The 15,355-nt window shown below is 72.0% G+C and carries 15 protein-coding genes and 2 tRNA genes; 10 read left to right on the top strand and 7 right to left on the bottom strand.

Going from position 1 to position 15,355, the window contains the following annotated elements; genetic code table 11:
• The first annotated feature begins 74 nt into the window (after positions 1–74).
• From QC283_RS03750 to QC283_RS03740, 3 genes are all read left to right on the top strand, one after another.
• Positions 75–148 (top strand) — tRNA-Met (locus QC283_RS03750).
• 238 nt (positions 149–386) lie between these two features.
• Positions 387–2,213: a tetratricopeptide repeat protein gene (locus QC283_RS03745; RefSeq protein WP_279559877.1), complete on the top strand. Its 1,827-nt coding sequence runs from the start codon at positions 387–389 to the stop codon at positions 2,211–2,213.
• Positions 2,214–2,482: 269 nt separating this feature from the next.
• A tRNA-Met gene (locus tag QC283_RS03740) sits at positions 2,483–2,556 on the top strand.
• Positions 2,557–2,710: 154 nt separating this feature from the next.
• On the opposite strand, the gene QC283_RS03735 is transcribed toward QC283_RS03740, so the two are convergent.
• Positions 2,711–3,127: a Fur family transcriptional regulator gene (locus QC283_RS03735; protein WP_279559876.1), complete on the bottom strand. Its 417-nt coding sequence runs from the start codon at positions 3,125–3,127 to the stop codon at positions 2,711–2,713.
• 144 nt (positions 3,128–3,271) lie between these two features.
• Here QC283_RS03735 and QC283_RS03730 point away from each other — a divergent pair, with 144 nt between their 5' ends.
• Positions 3,272–4,723, top strand: a complete 1,452-nt coding sequence (locus tag QC283_RS03730; RefSeq protein ID WP_279559875.1) for a catalase — start codon at positions 3,272–3,274, stop codon at positions 4,721–4,723.
• A 174-nt stretch (positions 4,724–4,897) separates the two neighbouring features.
• Here QC283_RS03730 and QC283_RS03725 read toward each other — a convergent pair whose 3' ends face one another.
• Entirely contained in the window at positions 4,898–5,305 is a 408-nt protein-coding gene (locus QC283_RS03725; protein WP_279559874.1) for a CBS domain-containing protein, read from the bottom strand.
• Positions 5,306–5,449: 144 nt separating this feature from the next.
• Positions 5,450–6,250 carry a histidinol-phosphatase gene (gene hisN / locus QC283_RS03720; protein WP_279559873.1) on the bottom strand — a complete coding sequence of 267 codons (801 nt, stop codon included), beginning with the start codon at positions 6,248–6,250 and terminating at the stop codon, positions 5,450–5,452.
• 281 nt (positions 6,251–6,531) lie between these two features.
• Here hisN and QC283_RS03715 point away from each other — a divergent pair, with 281 nt between their 5' ends.
• Positions 6,532–7,140, top strand: coding sequence for a TetR/AcrR family transcriptional regulator (locus tag QC283_RS03715; protein WP_279559872.1), 609 nt, complete (start codon positions 6,532–6,534; stop codon positions 7,138–7,140).
• 110 nt (positions 7,141–7,250) lie between these two features.
• Here the strand turns inward: QC283_RS03715 and QC283_RS03710 are convergent, their stop codons facing one another.
• From QC283_RS03710 to QC283_RS03695, 4 genes are all read right to left on the bottom strand, one after another.
• Positions 7,251–7,574: a DMT family transporter gene (locus QC283_RS03710; RefSeq protein ID WP_279559871.1), complete on the bottom strand. Its 324-nt coding sequence runs from the start codon at positions 7,572–7,574 to the stop codon at positions 7,251–7,253.
• A gap of 148 nt (positions 7,575–7,722) precedes the next feature.
• A complete protein-coding gene (rsgA, locus tag QC283_RS03705; protein WP_279559870.1) occupies positions 7,723–8,736 on the bottom strand; it encodes a ribosome small subunit-dependent GTPase A in 1,014 nt (337 codons plus the stop codon).
• A 12-nt stretch (positions 8,737–8,748) separates the two neighbouring features.
• Positions 8,749–10,065 (bottom strand): 3-phosphoshikimate 1-carboxyvinyltransferase, encoded by a 1,317-nt coding sequence (aroA, locus tag QC283_RS03700; RefSeq protein ID WP_279559869.1) that lies wholly within the window; start codon positions 10,063–10,065, stop codon positions 8,749–8,751.
• Positions 10,066–10,202: 137 nt separating this feature from the next.
• Positions 10,203–10,925 (bottom strand): M50 family metallopeptidase, encoded by a 723-nt coding sequence (locus QC283_RS03695; RefSeq protein ID WP_279559868.1) that lies wholly within the window; start codon positions 10,923–10,925, stop codon positions 10,203–10,205.
• Between the two features lie 111 nt (positions 10,926–11,036).
• Between QC283_RS03695 and QC283_RS03690 the strand changes: the two genes are divergently transcribed.
• The 5 genes from QC283_RS03690 (at position 11,037) to QC283_RS03670 (ending at position 15,272) form a co-directional block, all read left to right on the top strand.
• Positions 11,037–11,852, top strand: a complete 816-nt coding sequence (locus tag QC283_RS03690) for an SOS response-associated peptidase (RefSeq protein ID WP_279559867.1) — start codon at positions 11,037–11,039, stop codon at positions 11,850–11,852.
• 1 nt (position 11,853) lies between these two features.
• Complete coding sequence (locus QC283_RS03685; protein ID WP_383527246.1) at positions 11,854–12,564, top strand: alpha/beta hydrolase family protein; 711 nt, start codon at positions 11,854–11,856, stop codon at positions 12,562–12,564.
• 257 nt (positions 12,565–12,821) lie between these two features.
• Entirely contained in the window at positions 12,822–13,505 is a 684-nt protein-coding gene (sigR, locus tag QC283_RS03680; protein ID WP_003973756.1) for an RNA polymerase sigma factor SigR, read from the top strand.
• Positions 13,502–13,813, top strand: a complete 312-nt coding sequence (gene rsrA / locus QC283_RS03675; RefSeq protein ID WP_053136860.1) for a mycothiol system anti-sigma-R factor — start codon at positions 13,502–13,504, stop codon at positions 13,811–13,813. The genes sigR and rsrA overlap by 4 nt, the downstream gene beginning before the upstream one ends.
• 133 nt (positions 13,814–13,946) lie before the next feature.
• Positions 13,947–15,272, top strand: a complete 1,326-nt coding sequence (locus QC283_RS03670) for an HD-GYP domain-containing protein (protein WP_279559866.1) — start codon at positions 13,947–13,949, stop codon at positions 15,270–15,272.
• Positions 15,273–15,355: the final 83 nt, after the last annotated feature.

Genomic DNA, 15,355 nt, shown 5'->3' with positions numbered 1-15,355 from the left:
CCTGCTGCTTCGAGCCGGGCGTTCGAGCTGGTCAAAGCCCATCCCGCGCCGTGCTAGGGTTGTGAACACAACGGCGCGGGGTGGAGCAGCTCGGTAGCTCGCTGGGCTCATAACCCAGAGGTCGCAGGTTCAAATCCTGTCCCCGCTACTGAAGTCGTGAGCTACGTGCGAACGACCACAAAGGCCCGGATTCCAAAAGGAATCCGGGCCTTTGTGATGTGCGAACGCATGTGCCGGTGAGGCTACGGCCGCGCCGCCAGGGGGAGTTGGGCAGATCTGTGTTTGACTTGTCTCCCTGTGGGCATGTCGACAAAACGCTGAAGTGACCTCACTGGCTGCGGTATACCGGATGTACCCAGGTTGCAGGTGGTGCGACGATGGACGTTATGGGGGACATGGCAAATCTGTTCGGGACAGGGCGTTTTGCCCAGCCGTCCGGTCAGGAGGAAAGCGCGGACGAGGCCCAGGAAGCCGCCGACGAGGCCGCCGAGGAAGTACGCCGGCGACTCGCCGCGGACGCCGGTGACGTCGAGGCGATGAGCGTCCTCGGCGCGATGCTGCTGCGCCGTGGCGACTTCGACGGGGCCGAATCCCACCTGCGTGCCGCCACCGCGGCCGGCGACCGGGCCGCCGCCAACAACCTGGGCGTCCTGCTGCACCAGCGCGGGTACGCCGACGACGCCGCCGGATGGTGGCGGATCGCCGCCGTCGCCGGATCCGCCGCGGCCGCCCACGCCCTGGGACGGCACTTCCGCGAGCGCGGGGACGAGCCCGCCGCCGAGTACTGGCTGTGCCAGTCCGCGGAGCAGGGCCATGTGCTGGGCGCCTACGCGCTCGCCGACCTGCTGGAGCACCGCGGGGACGGTGCCGGGGCCGAGCGGTGGATGCGGGCCGCGGCCGAGCGCGGGCACCGGGAGGCCGCGTACCGGCTGGCACGGGCCCTGGACCGGGGCGCCGGGCCCGACCGTGTCGGCCGCGACCGTGCGGCGGCCCCCGCGGCCCCCGCGGCCGACGAGGCCGAACAGTGGTACCGGCAGGCCGCCGCGCGCGGCCACCGGCGGGCCGCACTGCACCTCGGGACGATCCTGGAGAGGCGGGGCGAGCTGAAGGAGGCAGGCCGCTGGTACCTCACGTCCGCCAAGGACGGCGAGGCCCGCGCGGCCTGCGCGCTCGGCTTCCTGCTGCGCGACGCCGGGGACACGGAGAGCGCCGCCGTGTGGTGGTTGCGGGCCGCGCAGGACGGCGACGGCAACGCCGCCAACGCGCTGGGCGCGCTGCACGCCGAGCGCGGCGAGACCCAGACCGCCGAGCGCTGGTACCGGGCGGCGATGGACGCCGGGGACGACAACGGGGCGTACAACCTCGGGCTGCTCTGCGCCGAGCAGGGGCGCACCGCGCAGGCCGAGCAGTGGTACCGGCGGGCCGCGTACGCCGGGCACCGGGAGGCCTCCAACGCGCTGGCCATCCTGCTGCTGCGCGGCGGAGACGAGAGCGGCGCCGAGCCGTGGTTCTCCAAGGCCGCCGAGGCGGGCAGCGTCGACGCCGCGTTCAACCTCGGGATCCTGCACGCCGGACGGGGTGAGGAGCGGGCGGCGCTGCGCTGGTACGAGGGGGCCGCCGCCGCCGGGCACACCGAGGCGGCGCTGCAGGTCGGAATGGCGCGCCTGCGCGACGGGGACGAGCGCGAGGCCGAGCGGTTCCTGCGGTGCGCGGCGGGGGGCGGCAGCGCGGAGGCCGCGTACCGCCTGGCGACGGTGCTCGACGCGCGCCGGCCGCCCGCGCCCGCGCACGAACTGGGCGAGACGGCGCAGGAGAAGTCCGAGTGCGAGGAGTGGTACGAGCGGGCGGCCTCCCAGGGGCACCGGCGGGCCCAGGTGCGGGTCGGGATGCTGGCCGCCGCGCGGGGCGACGTGGTGGAGGCGGCGCGGTGGTACCGGGAGGCGGCCGAGGCCGGGTCCCGCAACGGCGCGTTCAACCTGGGGCTGTTGCTCGCCCGGGAGGGGAGCGAGCCGGAGGCCGTCGTGTGGTGGCGCCGGGCGGCCGACGCCGGGCACGGACGGGCGGCGCTGCGGCTGGCGCTGGTCTGCGCGCGGCGGGGGGAGCTGGCCGAGGGACAGCGGTGGGCCGACCGGGCGGTGTCGCTGGGCCCGGCGGAGGTGGGGGAGCGGGCGGCCCGGCTGCGGGACGCGTTGCGGCAGGAACTGTCGGCGTGACGCGTGACGCGTGACGCTGCGCGGGGCTGGGGTGCCTTGAGGGCGTCGGCGTTGCCGCCGGGCGGGGGTGGGTCGCGCGGCCCGGTGCGGGCGGGGTGCCTCCCTCGCTCTCGGCTTCGCTTGAGCGGGGGACCCCCATCGTCCACCCGTGCCGCCCTGGGGGTACCTCCCAGGCCGTTCAGGCACTGGGGGAGGCACGACTGCCCGCGGTGGCGCAGCTGCGGGATTTGCTTCTCGTCGTGGGATTGACGTAATGTTCCATTCATCGACGCGGGGTGGAGCAGCTCGGTAGCTCGCTGGGCTCATAACCCAGAGGTCGCAGGTTCAAATCCTGTCCCCGCTACTGAAGGCCGAGGGCCGGAATCCGAAAGGGTTCCGGCCCTCGGTGCGTTCGCCGTTCGCCGTTCGCCGTTCCCCGTTCACCGCGTTCGCGCCGCGCGGCGACGCGAAAGCCCCGGCACTCATCGGTGCCGGGGCTCTCGTACGGGTGGAGGGGCTTACGCCGCCGCGCAGTTCGGGCAGGTGCCGCGGTACGTCACCTCGACGTCCGAGACGGAGAAGCCGAAGCGCTCCGAGTCGGGAAGGTCGGCCAGCGGATTGCCGACGGGGTGGACGTCGCGGATCGCGCCGCACTGGGCGCAGACGAGGTGGTGGTGCGGCTGGTGCGCGTTCGGGTCGTACCGCTTGGCGCGCTTGTCCGTCGCGACTTCCAGGACCTCACCGAGCGAGACCAGCTCACCGAGGGTGTTGTAGACGGTCGCCCGGGAGATCTCGGGGAGCTTGCCCACGGCCCTGGCATGCACCTCGTCGGCCGTCAGGTGGACGTGTTCGCCGTCGAGGACCTCGGCCACGACGCGCCGCTGCGCGGTCATGCGCCAGCCGCGTCCACGCAGCCGTTCCAGTAGGTCACTCATACAGACCAGCCTAACAGCAAGGGGGACCAGGTCCCGAACGTGTGTGACTTTGGAGTCTTACTTGACTTAGACATTGTCCATTGTAGGATCGGTAGCGGCATTAGCCAAGGGACAGGTTTTGCAGGATTGGCGCAGGAGGCGTACGTGACTCAGGGACCGCTCACTACGGAGGCCGGGGCTCCGGTAGCCGACAACCAGAACAGTGAGACCGCGGGCGTCGGCGGCCCCGTGCTCGTCCAGGACCAGCTCCTGCTGGAGAAGCTGGCTCACTTCAACCGCGAGCGCATTCCGGAGCGTGTCGTGCACGCCCGCGGTGCCGGCGCCTACGGCACCTTCACGGTCACCGCCGATGTCACCAAGTACACCCGGGCGAAGTTCCTGTCCGAGGTCGGCAAGGAGACGGAGACCTTCCTCCGCTTCTCGACCGTGGCCGGCAACCTGGGTGCGGCGGACGCCGTCCGTGACCCGCGCGGCTTCGCGCTGAAGTTCTACACCGAAGAGGGCAACTACGACCTCGTCGGCAACAACACCCCGGTGTTCTTCATCCGGGACGCCATCAAGTTCCCGGACTTCATCCACACCCAGAAGCGCGACCCCTACACGGGCTCGACGGAGATGGACAACGTCTGGGACTTCTGGAGCCTGTCGCCCGAGTCGACGCACCAGGTGACCTGGCTGTTCGGTGACCGCGGCATCCCGGCGTCGTACCGCCACATGGACGGCTTCGGCTCGCACACCTTCCAGTGGAACAACGAGGCCGGCGAGGCCTTCTGGGTCAAGTACCACTTCAAGACCGACCAGGGCATCAAGACCCTCACGCAGGCCGAGGCCGACAAGCTCGCCGGTGCGGACCCCGACTCCCACCAGCGCGACCTGCGTCAGGCCATCGAGCGCGGGGACTTCCCGTCCTGGACCGTCGGCGTGCAGATCATGCCCGTCGCCGAGGCCGCGAAGTACCGCTTCAACCCGTTCGACCTGACCAAGGTGTGGCCGCACGCGGACTACCCGGTCATCGAGTTCGGCAAGCTGGAGCTCAACCGCAACCCGGAGAACGTCTTCGCCGAGGTCGAGCAGTCGATCTTCTCCCCGGCGCACTTCGTGCCCGGCATCGGCCCGTCCCCGGACAAGATGCTCCAGGGCCGCCTGTTCGGCTACGGCGACGCCCACCGCTACCGCGTCGGCATCAACGCCGACCACCTGCCGGTGAACCGTCCGCACGCCACCGAGGCGCGCACCAACTCCCGTGACGGCTACCTGTACGACGGCCGCCACAAGGGTGCGAAGAACTACGAGCCGAACAGCTTCGGCGGCCCGTTCCAGACGGACAAGCCCCTGTGGCAGCCGTCCGCCGTCTCGGGTGTCACCGGCGAGACCGCGACTCCGTCGCACGCCGAGGACAACGACTTCGTCCAGGCGGGCAACCTCTACCGGCTCATGACGGACGAGGAGAAGGAGCGGCTGATCAACAACCTGGCCGGAGCCCTCTCCGACGTGTCGCGCGACGACATCATCGAGCGCGCGATCAACAACTTCCGTCAGGCCGACGGTGACTTCGGCAAGCGGCTGGAGGCCGCGGTCCAGGCCCTGCGCGGCTGACGTCCAGCACTGGACCGCTTGTCGTAGCGGCGGGCCGGATCCCCGGGGACGGGGGTCCGGCCCGTTCGTCGTGTCGGCGGAAGTGTCACCCGGTGCGCCACCGGTAGCGCCGTGGACCGCGTCGCAGGGCGTGCCGCCGGTGTTTCACCGAGCGTGTCGCCGGGTGTGACGGCGTCAGGAGGTCACCGCCGGCACCTCGTGCCGCGACCGCTCCGGCGCCCAGCAGCGGATGATGTCGCGGACCGAGACGATGCCCGCGGCCTCGCCGCGGTCGAGGACGATGAGGTGGCGGAAGCCGCCGTGCGCCATGGCCCGGGCCGCCTCCTCCACGGTCCAGGCCGGCGTGGCGAACACGACGTCGGTGGTGGTGTGGGCGTGGGCGCGTTCGGTGTCCGGGTCCTGGCCCAGGCCTACGGAGACCAGGATGTCGCGTTCGGTGAGGATGCCGATGCCGCCGGCGTCGGGGTCGTACACCACCGCCGCGCCGACGCGGCGCGCGGACATCAGGGCGGCGGCCTGGCGGAGGGTGTGGGTGGGGCCGATGGTGAGGACGACCGTACTCATGGCTTCGCGGACGAGCATGGGTGGAGCCACCTCCTGCCGGTGATCCATGAGTTGGTTCATGGATTCACAAGCTCACAAGTGGGGGGACTCTCAGAGTGGCAGGCAAAGCCCGGGTCAACAAGGGGCGCGCAGGGGGCAAGTACGGGGGCGCCAGGAAGGCGCTCAGTAGCGCTGGTTGAGGTACCCGAGGAGCTCGTCGTGGAGCCGGCCGTTCGACGCGGCCGCGTTGCCGCTGTTCGGGCCGGGGCGGCCGTCGAGGCCGGTGAAGGTGCCACCGGCCTCCGTGACGATGATCGCGTTGGCGGCCATGTCCCAGAGGGAGAGCTCCGGTTCGGCGCAGATGTCGACCGAGCCCTCGGCGACCATCATGTACGGCCAGAAGTCGCCGTACGCGCGCGTGCGCCACACCTCGCGGGTCAGGTCGAGGAAGCCGTCGAGGCGGCCCTGCTCCTCCCAGCCCTGGAGAGAGGAGTACGCGAAGGAGGCATCGGAGAGCTCCGAGACCTGGGAGACGCGCAGCCGGGACGCCGAGGTCAGGCTGCGGCCGGTGAAGGCGCCGTGGTCCTTCACCGCCCACCAACGGCGGCCGAGCGCCGGGGCGGAGACGAGGCCGACGACGGGATGGTAGCCGCCCTCACCCGCCTCCGTGAGGGCGATGAGGGTCGCCCAGACGGGGACGCCCCGCACGTAGTTCTTGGTGCCGTCGATCGGGTCGATGATCCATCGGCGGGGGCCGGTGCCCTCGACGCCGTACTCCTCGCCGAGGACCGCGTCGCGGGGGCGGGCGCGGGCGAGGTGGCCGCGGATGAGTTCCTCGGCGGCCTTGTCCGCCTCGCTCACCGGGGTCATGTCCGGCTTGGTCTCGACCTTCAGGTCGAGGGCCTTGAAGCGTTCCATCGTCGCGGCGTCGGCGGCGTCCGCGAGGACGTGGGCGAGGCGGAGGTCGTCAAGGTAGTCGGGCATGCCGTCACGGTATCTGTCGGAGATGGGGTGGGGCTACCAGGGGTTTGGCGGGCCGGAGCGTGGTCCCGGGGGTGGGTGGTGGTGACGGGCGGGCGTGTGGGCCGGTGTTGGCGTGGTGGGCGGGTCTGCCGGTGCCGGGCGGAGGTGGGGCCGCGGACCGGCGTGGCGGGGCGCCGCCACGCCGACCGCCCGCGCCCGCGACGGCGTGCGCGAGGGCTCTTGACAGTGCCCCCATACCCGTCAAATCTGGCACCAAGTCGCTTGGCCCGAGGGAGGCGCTGGTGCCTGCAGCCCGGGAATCCCTGCTCGACGCCGCCTGTACGGCGTTGGCGCGCCGGCCGTGGTCCGCTGTGCGGATGGTGGACGTGGCGGCGGCCGCCGGGGTGTCCCGGCAGACGCTGTACAACGAGTTCGGGAGCAAGGAGGGCCTCGCCCGGGCGCTCGTCCGCAGGGAGGCGGACGGGTATCTGGCCGGCGTGGAGCGTGCGCTCGCCGACGGCCCCGGTGACTTCCGCGAGCAGCTCGCCGCGACCGCCGAGTGGACCGCGTCCGCCGCCCGCGAGAACGTGCTGGTGCGGGCCATGCTCACCGGCTGCTGGAGCGAACGCCTGCCTTCACCGGCCCTGGCGGCGGTGCCGTCCTCCTCGGCCGTGCCGGCCCAGCGCCGCGCCGACGGTCCGCTGCCCACGCCCGGCGACTTCGTCGCCCTGGTCCGAGACCGTGCCGTGGCCGTCCTGACGGTCTCGGACACGCTTCCGGACGCCACCGAGCTGGCCCGCTCCTGTGAACTGGCCGTGCGTCTCGCCCTGTCCTGCGTCGCGGCGCCGCCCGCCGAGGGCGGGGTGGCGGAACTCGTACGCACCGCCCTGCCGCGCCGGTTGACGGCCTAGCGGCGAACACGGCGAACCGTCGGAACGCGGCGAACCGTCGGAACGCGTCGAACCGTCGAACCATCGGAACGCGGACAACGCGTCGGAACCCGGCGAGCGCGTCGACCGCCTCAGTGCGCCGAGCCCGACAGCTGCAGCCCGATCACACCGATGATGACGAAGCTGATCGAGACGATCTTCAGGGTCGAGACCAGGTCGCCGAGGAACACCATGCCGTAGATGGCGGTGCCCGCCGCGCCGATGCCGGTCCACACCGCGTACGCGGGACCGACGTCGAGCTTCTTCAGGGCCATGGTCAGCAGGCCGAAACTGCCCAGCGCGAAGGCGCAGAAGGCGATGGTGGGCCAGAGCCGGGTGAACCCGTGCGAGAGCTTCAGACAGACGGCGAAGCCGGTTTCGAGCACCCCGGCCACTATGACCAGCAGCCACGCCATGTGTTGTCCTCCCGTAGTCCCGTACCGTGACCGCCGCCTCGCCCGGTCTTCGTCACCTGGTCGTTCTGTCCGGCTTTGCTCAGGCTTGGATCCGGCTTGGTGCGATTATGCACTTACCGGTACCACGGCACGGCAAACAACGCGGAGGTCAGTCGCCTTCCTTCGCTTCCCGCGTCGACAGCAGCCGGCGCAGCGAGTACAGCCGCGCGGGGTCGGCATGCCCCTCGGCGACCCACGCGTCCAGCGCGCAGTCGGGCTCGTCGTGACCGCACGCGCGCGGGCAGCCCTCCGTGCCGGGCACCAGGTCGGGGAAGGCGTTGATCACCCGGGACGGATCGATGTGCGCCAGTCCGAACGACCGTACGCCCGGGGTGTCGACGACCCAGCCGCCCTCCTCCGAGGACAGCGGCAGGGCGAGGGCCGAGGTCGTCGTGTGCCGGCCACGTCCCGTCACCGCGTTGACGTGGCCCGTCACGCGGCGTCGGTCCTCGGGCACCAGGGTGTTGACGAGTGTCGTCTTGCCGACGCCGGAGTGGCCGACGAAGGCCGTGATCTTGCCGTCCAGGTGCTCGCGTACGAGGCCGGCCGCCGCGCCGTTCTCCAGCTCCTCGCGGCTGGTCACGACGTACGGGATGTCCAACGCGCCGTACAGCTCGAGCAGTTCGTCGGGCGGCGCGAGGTCCGACTTGGTCATCACCAGGAGCGGGGTGAGGCCGCCGTCGAACGCCGCGACCAGGCAGCGGTCGATCAGGCGGGGGCGTGGCTCGGGGTCGGCGAGGGCGGTGACGATGGCGAGCTGGTCGGCGTTGGCGACGACCACGCGCTCGTAGGGGTCGTCGTCGTCCGCGGTACGGCGCAGGAGCGAGGTGCGCTCCCCGATGCGCACGATCCGCGCGAGCGTGTCCTTCTTGCCGGTCAGGTCACCGACCAGCGCCACCCGGTCGCCGACGACCGCCGCCTTGCGGCCCAGTTCGCGGGCCTTCATCGCCATGACGATCCGGTCCTCGACGAGGCAGGTCAGCCGGCCGCGGTCCACGGTCAGGACCAGGCCGTCGGCGGCGTCCTCGTGCTTGGGCCGGATGTGGGTGCGCGGCCGGTTGCCCTTGCGGTTGGGGCGGGAACGGATGTCGTCCTCGTCGGTGTGCTTGCCGTAGCGACGCATGATGAACCGTCCCTATGCCCCGAGCATCCCGGCCCACAGGTCGGGGAAGTCGGGCAGGGTCTTGGCCGTCGTCGCCACGTTCTCGATCTGCACCCCCTCCACCGCGAGACCGATGACCGCGCCGGCGGTGGCCATGCGGTGGTCCTCGTAGGTGTGGAAGATCCCGCCGTGCAGGCGGCGCGGGCGGATGTGCAGACCGTCGGCGGTCTCGGTGACGTCGCCGCCGAGTTCGTTGATCTCCTTGGTGAGCGCGGCCAGGCGGTCCGTCTCGTGCAGGCGCAGGTGCGCCACCCCGCGCAGGGTCGAGGGGGAGTCGGCCAGGGCGGCGACGGCCGCGATGCCCGGGGTGAGCTCGCCGACCTCGCTCAGGTCGACGTCGATGCCGTGCACGGCACCCGATCCGGTGAAGACGAGCCCGTAGTCGGTCAGTTCGCAGGAACCGCCCATTTCGGTGAAGATCTCGCGGAGCCGGTCACCGGGCTGGGTGGTGCGGGACGGCCAGTCGGGGACGACGACCTTGCCGCCGGTCACCAGCGCCGCCGCCAGGAACGGCTGGGCGTTGGACAGGTCCGGCTCGACCGTCAGGTCCCGGCCGAGCAGCGCGCCCGGCGTGACCCGCCAGACGTTCGGCTCGCCGCCGGACTCCGGGGTGTCGACCTGGGCGCCGACCGAGCGCAGCATGTCGACGGTCATGCGGATGTGCGGCATGGACGGCAGCGCGGAGCCGGTGTGGCGGACCTCGACGCCCTGGTTGAAGCGGGGCCCGGACAGCAGCAGGGCGCTGACGAACTGGGAGGACGACGACGCGTCGATCGCGACCGGGCCGCCCTCCAGGGCGCCGCCGCCCTGCACGGTCAACGGCAGGGCGCCGCGCCCGTCGTCGTCGATGCGGGCGCCGAGCGCGCGCAGCGCGTCGATCACTCCGTGCAGGGGACGCTCGTACGCACGAGGGTCGCCGTCGAAGCGGATGGCGCCGTCGGCGAGCGTGGCGACCGGCGGCAGGAAGCGCATGACCGTGCCGGCGTTGCCCACGTCGACCGTGGCCGGGCCGCGCAGGCCGGCCGGGATGACGCGCCAGAACTCGCCGGTGCCGTCCGGGCCGACGCCCTCCTCGATCTCGACGCCCATCGCGCGCAGCGCGCCGGCCATCAGCAGGGTGTCGCGGGAGCGCAGCGGGCGGCGCAGCCAGCCGGGCTCGGAGGCGAGGGCGGCCAGTACCAGGGCGCGGTTGGTGACCGACTTGGATCCGGGCACGTGGACGGTCGCGTCGACGGCTCCGCTCGCGTGCGGGGCGGGCCAGAGGGCGGTGTGCGCGGGGTTCACGGTCATGGGCCCCACTTTAATGGCTGAGGACCGCCGGAGATCTTGATCAAAAGCGGCGAAACCTGACCGAAAACGCGACAGTGCACTTGCCGTGCATATATGCGGAGCGCAGGGGAGAGCGTGTACCCGGGGTCACCCCGGCTTCACAGCTCCAGCAGCCAGCGCCCCCCGCCGATCAGCGAGCACAGCGACACCGCGTGGAACAGGAAGAACCACACCCCCGCCGGCGCGTGGGTCAGCCGGGCCAGCTGGTCCGCGTCCGAGTCGCCGGCCCCGCCCCGCGCCCGCTTGGCCTGCAGCTCGAACGCCGGCCGCACCCCGCCGAGCAGCAGGAACCACACCACCGCGTACGCGAAAGCCGCCTGCACCTGCGGTCCGGCCAGCCAGGACACCAGGACGAACGTGGCCCCGGTGACCACCACCGTCAGCACCCCGTACGCGTTGCGGACCATCACCAGCAGCGCGAAGAGCAGTGCCGTGGCCAGCCACAGCAGGAGGGTGATGCGTCCCGAGGCCAGCAGCGCGGCCCCGCCGAGGCCGAGCAGCGGGGGAGCGGTGTAGCCGGAGACCGCGGTGAGGATCATCCCGAGCCCGTGCGGCTTGCCGCGGCTGACGGTCAGACCGCTGGTGTCGGAGTGCAGGGTGATGCCGGTCAGCGTGCGCCCGGTGACCAGCGCCACCAGCCCGTGGCCGCCCTCGTGCGCGATGGTGATGGCGTTGCGCGCTATCCGCCACGGCCCGCGCGGCACGACTACGGCGAGCGCTGCGACCAGGGTCGCGATCACCACCCACAGGTCGGGATCGGGCTGGGTGCCGGAGACCTCGTCCCAGAGTGAGGTGAGTGAGGCCGTTGCGAGGTGGTCCATGTTCGGTGCGGGCTCCTCGTGGGTGCGGACTGGCGGGTGGGGCGCGCGGCGCCTCGTCGAGAGGTGAGGGGTGGTGGTCGGGAGGCGGGCGGGCCTGGCAGTGTGGCACGTATGTGCGGACGGTATGCGGCGAGTCGTCGACCCGAGGATCTCGCGGGAATCTTTGAGATCGAGAAGTGGGAGCCGGAGGAGACCCTGGAACCCGACTACAACGTGGCCCCCACCAAGGAGGTCTACGCCGTCCTGGACCGTCCACTGAAAGACGTCGAGGACCCGAAGCCGGTTCGCCAGCTGCGCAAGCTGAAGTGGGGACTGGTCCCCTCCTGGTCCAAGACGCCCGAGGGCGGCGCCCGGATGATCAACGCGCGCGCGGAGACCGTCCACGAGAAGCCGTCCTTCCGCCGCGCCTTCGCCACCCGGCGCTGCATCCTGCCCGCCGACGGCTACTACGAGTGGGTCACCGGCAAGCAGGAGCGCGACCTGGAGGTCGAGGGGCGCCGGAAGCGGCCCCGCAAGCAGCCGTACTTCGTGACCCCGGCCGACGGGTCGGTGTTCGCCATGGCGGGGCTGTACGAGTTCTGGCGGGACCGGACGCTGCCGGACGACCACCCGCGGACCTGGTGGGTGACATGCTCGGTGATCACCACGGAGGCGGAGGCCGCACCGCTCGCGGACGCCCCGGCCGACGGCCCGCACGCGCTGGCCGACATCCACCCCCGGATGCCGCTGATGCTGACGCCGGACCGCTGGGACCACTGGCTGGACCCGGCGCGCACCGACCCCGACGAGCTGGCCTCCCTGCTCACTCCGCCGCCCACCGGGCTGATGCGCGCGTTCCCCGTCTCCACGGCCGTGAGCAGCGTCCGCAACAACGGTCCGGAGCTGCTGAAGGAGCTGGACGGGCCGGAAGAAGGCACACTCTTCTGACATGACGGACGGGACAACGGACGCGGCGGCGGATGCGGCGACGACGGCGGCGGATGTGACGGAGACGGCGGCGGTTGTGACGGAGACCGTCGAGACGGACGCGGGCCCCGCCCGCATCACCTGGCACCCGGCGAAGCGGCCGCGCCTCGTCCTCGCCGTGAGCCACGGCGCCGGCGGTGGCATCGAGGCGCCCGACCTGCGGGCGCTGGCGGCCGCGCTGCCCGCGCACGGGGTGAGCGTCGCCCTCGTCGAGCAGCCCTGGCGGGTGGCCGGCAAGAAGCTGGCGCCCGCGCCGAAGACCCTGGACACCGGCTGGCGGGGCCTGTGGCCCGCGCTGACCGCACCGGGGCTGCCGGTGATCTCCGGCGGACGCAGCGCCGGCGCCCGCGTCGCCTGCCGTACCGCCACCGAACTGGGCGCCCACGCCGTCCTCGCCCTGAGCTTCCCGCTGCACCCACCGGGCAAGCCCGAGAAGTCCCGCGCCGACGAACTGCTCGGCGCCAAGGTGCCCACCCTCGTCGTCCAGGGCGGCAACGACCCCTTCGGCAGGCCCGCGGAGTTCCCCGAGGCCTCGGAAGGGACGTACGACATGGTGGAGGTGCCGTACGGCGACCACGGTTTCGCCGTTCCCAAGCGGGCGGAGATCACGCGGCAGCAGGCCCTCGACCTGATCACCGAGGGCGTCGTGAAGTGGGTCGGCTCACTCGGGTGAACGCCCGGGAATGACCGGCGGGCGACCACTGTTGTGGCGGACATACGTTGCTGAGAATCAGCACCGACGCCGTAGGAGAGGAAGTCCGCCGCATGGGTTCAGCCTTCTGCCCCAGTCGCAGCAGCCGGTCAGACCTGGACTGGACAGTGCTGCATGCGGCGAAGACCGCCCCCGTTCGGGCGGCGGGCGGACCGGATCGTCGTCTATCCTCCGATTCGAGCGGGGCCGCATTCGGCTCCGTGACATCACTGGAGGAGGTGGGTCCGGTCACTGGGACCGACGCAGGGACCGAACACGGCCAGGCGGAGCAGCCCGAGGGCCGGGGCACGGGCGCGGAGTCGACCGCGGAGCGCAGCGCGCGCTTCGAGCGGGACGCGCTCGAGTTCCTCGACCAGATGTACTCGGCCGCGCTGCGCATGACACGTAATCCGGCCGACGCCGAGGACCTGGTGCAGGAGACCTACGCCAAGGCGTACGCGTCCTTCCACCAGTTCCGCGAGGGCACCAACCTCAAGGCGTGGCTGTACCGCATCCTCACCAACACCTTCATCAACTCGTACCGCAAGAAGCAGCGCGAACCACAGCGCAGCGCGGCCGAGGAGATCGAGGACTGGCAGCTCGCGCGTGCCGAGTCGCACATGTCGACGGGTCTGCGCTCCGCGGAGTCGCAGGCGCTCGACCACCTGCCCGACTCGGACGTGAAGCAGGCGCTCCAGGCGATCCCCGAGGAGTTCCGCATCGCCGTGTATCTGGCGGATGTCGAGGGCTTTGCCTACAAGGAGATCGCGGACATCATGGGGACACCCATCGGTACGGTGATGTCCCGGCTGCACCGTGGACGCCGTCAGCTGCGCGGCATGCTGGAGGACTACGCCCGCGACCGCGGCCTGGTCCCGGCCGGCGCCGGAGAGTCGAACGAAGCGAAAGGCTCGGGGTCATGAGCTGCGGAGAGCCGCACGAGACGGATTGCAGCGAAATCCTCGATCATCTCTACGAGTTCCTCGACAAAGAGATGCCGGACTCGGACTGCGTGAAGTTCGAGCACCACTTCGAGGAGTGCTCGCCCTGCCTGGAGAAGTACGGGCTGGAGCAGGCCGTGAAGAAGCTGGTCAAGAGGTGTTGCGGACAGGACGACGTGCCGGGTGACCTGCGTTCCAAGGTCATGGGCCGGATCGACCTGATCCGCTCCGGGCAGTCCGTGCCCGAGCACGACGTCACGGCCGCGCCGCCGGCTCCGCAGGAGTCCTGACGTCAGCGGGCCGGACCGCGCACGCGACACGTCACGTCACTCGTACGTGCTAATCCGCGGGTTATCTGCCCGCCTTCCCCCTGCCGCCGCCCTAGGCTCCGGAGCCTGACAGGCATGGCCGGGGGAGGGGCTCATGGACGCGGTACCGGCGCGGGCGCGTGTGTACGTCGCCGGTGTCGCCCTCGCCGCCCTGGTCTGCCTGCGCCCGCTGCCCGAACTGCACGCGCCCTGGTGGGCGGTGCTGCTGCTGGCCGGCCTGTACGCGGGCTCGGAACTCCTCGCCCGGTCCCGTTCCGTCGGGACCTGCTACCCCGTACTGCTCGCCGGGGCCTTCCTGCTGCCGCCGCCCGCCGCCGCGCTCGTGGCACTGCCCGGGGCCCTGCTGTCCCCGGTGGCGCAGCGGCCGTTCGTGCTGCGGCGCGTCTGGCGGGCCGCGCAGTTGACGCTCGCCGTGGCGGCCGCGGCGCGGGTGCACTGGGAGCTGGGCGGGCGGGACGCCGTCGTCGCGCCCGACTTCCCGTACGCGCTCGGGCCGGCCGGGGCCGCGGTACTGGCGTTCTGCCTGGTGCTGACCCTGCTGGACGGCGGCATCCTGGCGCTCGCCGACCGTGTGCCGGCGAGCCGGGCCTGGCGGGGGCTGTTCTCCCGGTCGCTCGCGCCGATCGCCGTGCACGGGCTCGCCGGGCTGATGATGGCCGTCCTGTGGCGCAGCCCGTACGGTCCCGTCGCCGCGCTGCTCGTGCTGCTGCCGATGTGCGTGGCGTGGTGGGCGTTCGCCCAGTACCACCGGGAACAGGCCGCGCACCAGGCGACCATCCGCGCGCTGGTGCAGGCCGTCGACATCAAGGACGGCTACACGCGCGGGCACAGTGAGCGCGTCGGCCAGGCCACGATGATGATCGCCCGTGAGCTGGGCATGGACGACGAGCGCGTCGAGACGCTCCGCTTCGCCGGGATCCTGCACGACGTGGGCAAGCTCGGGGTGCCCACCCGGCTGCTGCGCAAGGACGGGCCGCTGACGCCCGAGGAACGCCGGGTGATCGAACTGCACCCCGAGTACGGGCACGAGATGGTGCGCGGCATCCGCTTCCTGGGCGAGGCCCGGGCCGCCGTCCTCCACCATCACGAACGGCTGGACGGCAGCGGCTACCCCTACGGACTGGCCGGCGACCGGATCCCGGAATCGGCCCGCGTGGTGGCCGTCGCCGACGCCTTCGACGCGATGACGTCCACGCGCTCGTACCGCCGGGCCCGACCCGTCGCGGCGGCCGTGGAGGAGCTCCAGCGGTGCGCCGGGGCGCAGTTCGACCCACGGGTGGTCGGGGCGCTGCTCCGCGCCCTGGGCCACCACGGCTGGCGCCCGGCGGTGACGGCGGACGGCGCCCCCTCCGTCCGGGCCAGGGTGGCCGCGGGGCGTGGAGAAGAGGCGCGCGACAGTGTGGGCGGGGGGACGCTGTGACGAGACTCGTGGCCGGCGGCGGGACGATTCTGCTCCTGTCCTCCGGGAGCGCCGCCGGTGGCCGTCCGGACCGGTCCCCGGCT

This window comes from Streptomyces sp. DH41 (genome assembly GCF_029813785.1).
GTDB lineage: Bacteria > Actinomycetota > Actinomycetes > Streptomycetales > Streptomycetaceae > Streptomyces.
The sequence above is the reverse complement of the archived record's forward strand: the minus strand, read 5'-3'. Positions and strand labels throughout refer to the sequence as shown.

Coding starts and splice junctions, on each gene's coding strand:
- QC283_RS03745 (WP_279559877.1), top strand. CDS start 387: ATGGGGGACATGGCAAATCTGTTCGGGACAGGGCGTTTTGCCCAGCCG.
- QC283_RS03735 (WP_279559876.1), bottom strand. CDS start 3,127: ATGAGTGACCTACTGGAACGGCTGCGTGGACGCGGCTGGCGCATGACC.
- QC283_RS03725 (WP_279559874.1), bottom strand. CDS start 5,305: ATGCTCGTCCGCGAAGCCATGAGTACGGTCGTCCTCACCATCGGCCCC.
- hisN (WP_279559873.1), bottom strand. CDS start 6,250: ATGCCCGACTACCTTGACGACCTCCGCCTCGCCCACGTCCTCGCGGAC.
- QC283_RS03710 (WP_279559871.1), bottom strand. CDS start 7,574: ATGGCGTGGCTGCTGGTCATAGTGGCCGGGGTGCTCGAAACCGGCTTC.
- rsgA (WP_279559870.1), bottom strand. CDS start 8,736: ATGCGTCGCTACGGCAAGCACACCGACGAGGACGACATCCGTTCCCGC.
- aroA (WP_279559869.1), bottom strand. CDS start 10,065: ATGACCGTGAACCCCGCGCACACCGCCCTCTGGCCCGCCCCGCACGCG.
- QC283_RS03695 (WP_279559868.1), bottom strand. CDS start 10,925: ATGGACCACCTCGCAACGGCCTCACTCACCTCACTCTGGGACGAGGTC.
- QC283_RS03690 (WP_279559867.1), top strand. CDS start 11,037: ATGTGCGGACGGTATGCGGCGAGTCGTCGACCCGAGGATCTCGCGGGA.
- QC283_RS03685 (WP_383527246.1), top strand. CDS start 11,854: ATGACGGACGGGACAACGGACGCGGCGGCGGATGCGGCGACGACGGCG.
- rsrA (WP_053136860.1), top strand. CDS start 13,502: ATGAGCTGCGGAGAGCCGCACGAGACGGATTGCAGCGAAATCCTCGAT.
- QC283_RS03670 (WP_279559866.1), top strand. CDS start 13,947: ATGGACGCGGTACCGGCGCGGGCGCGTGTGTACGTCGCCGGTGTCGCC.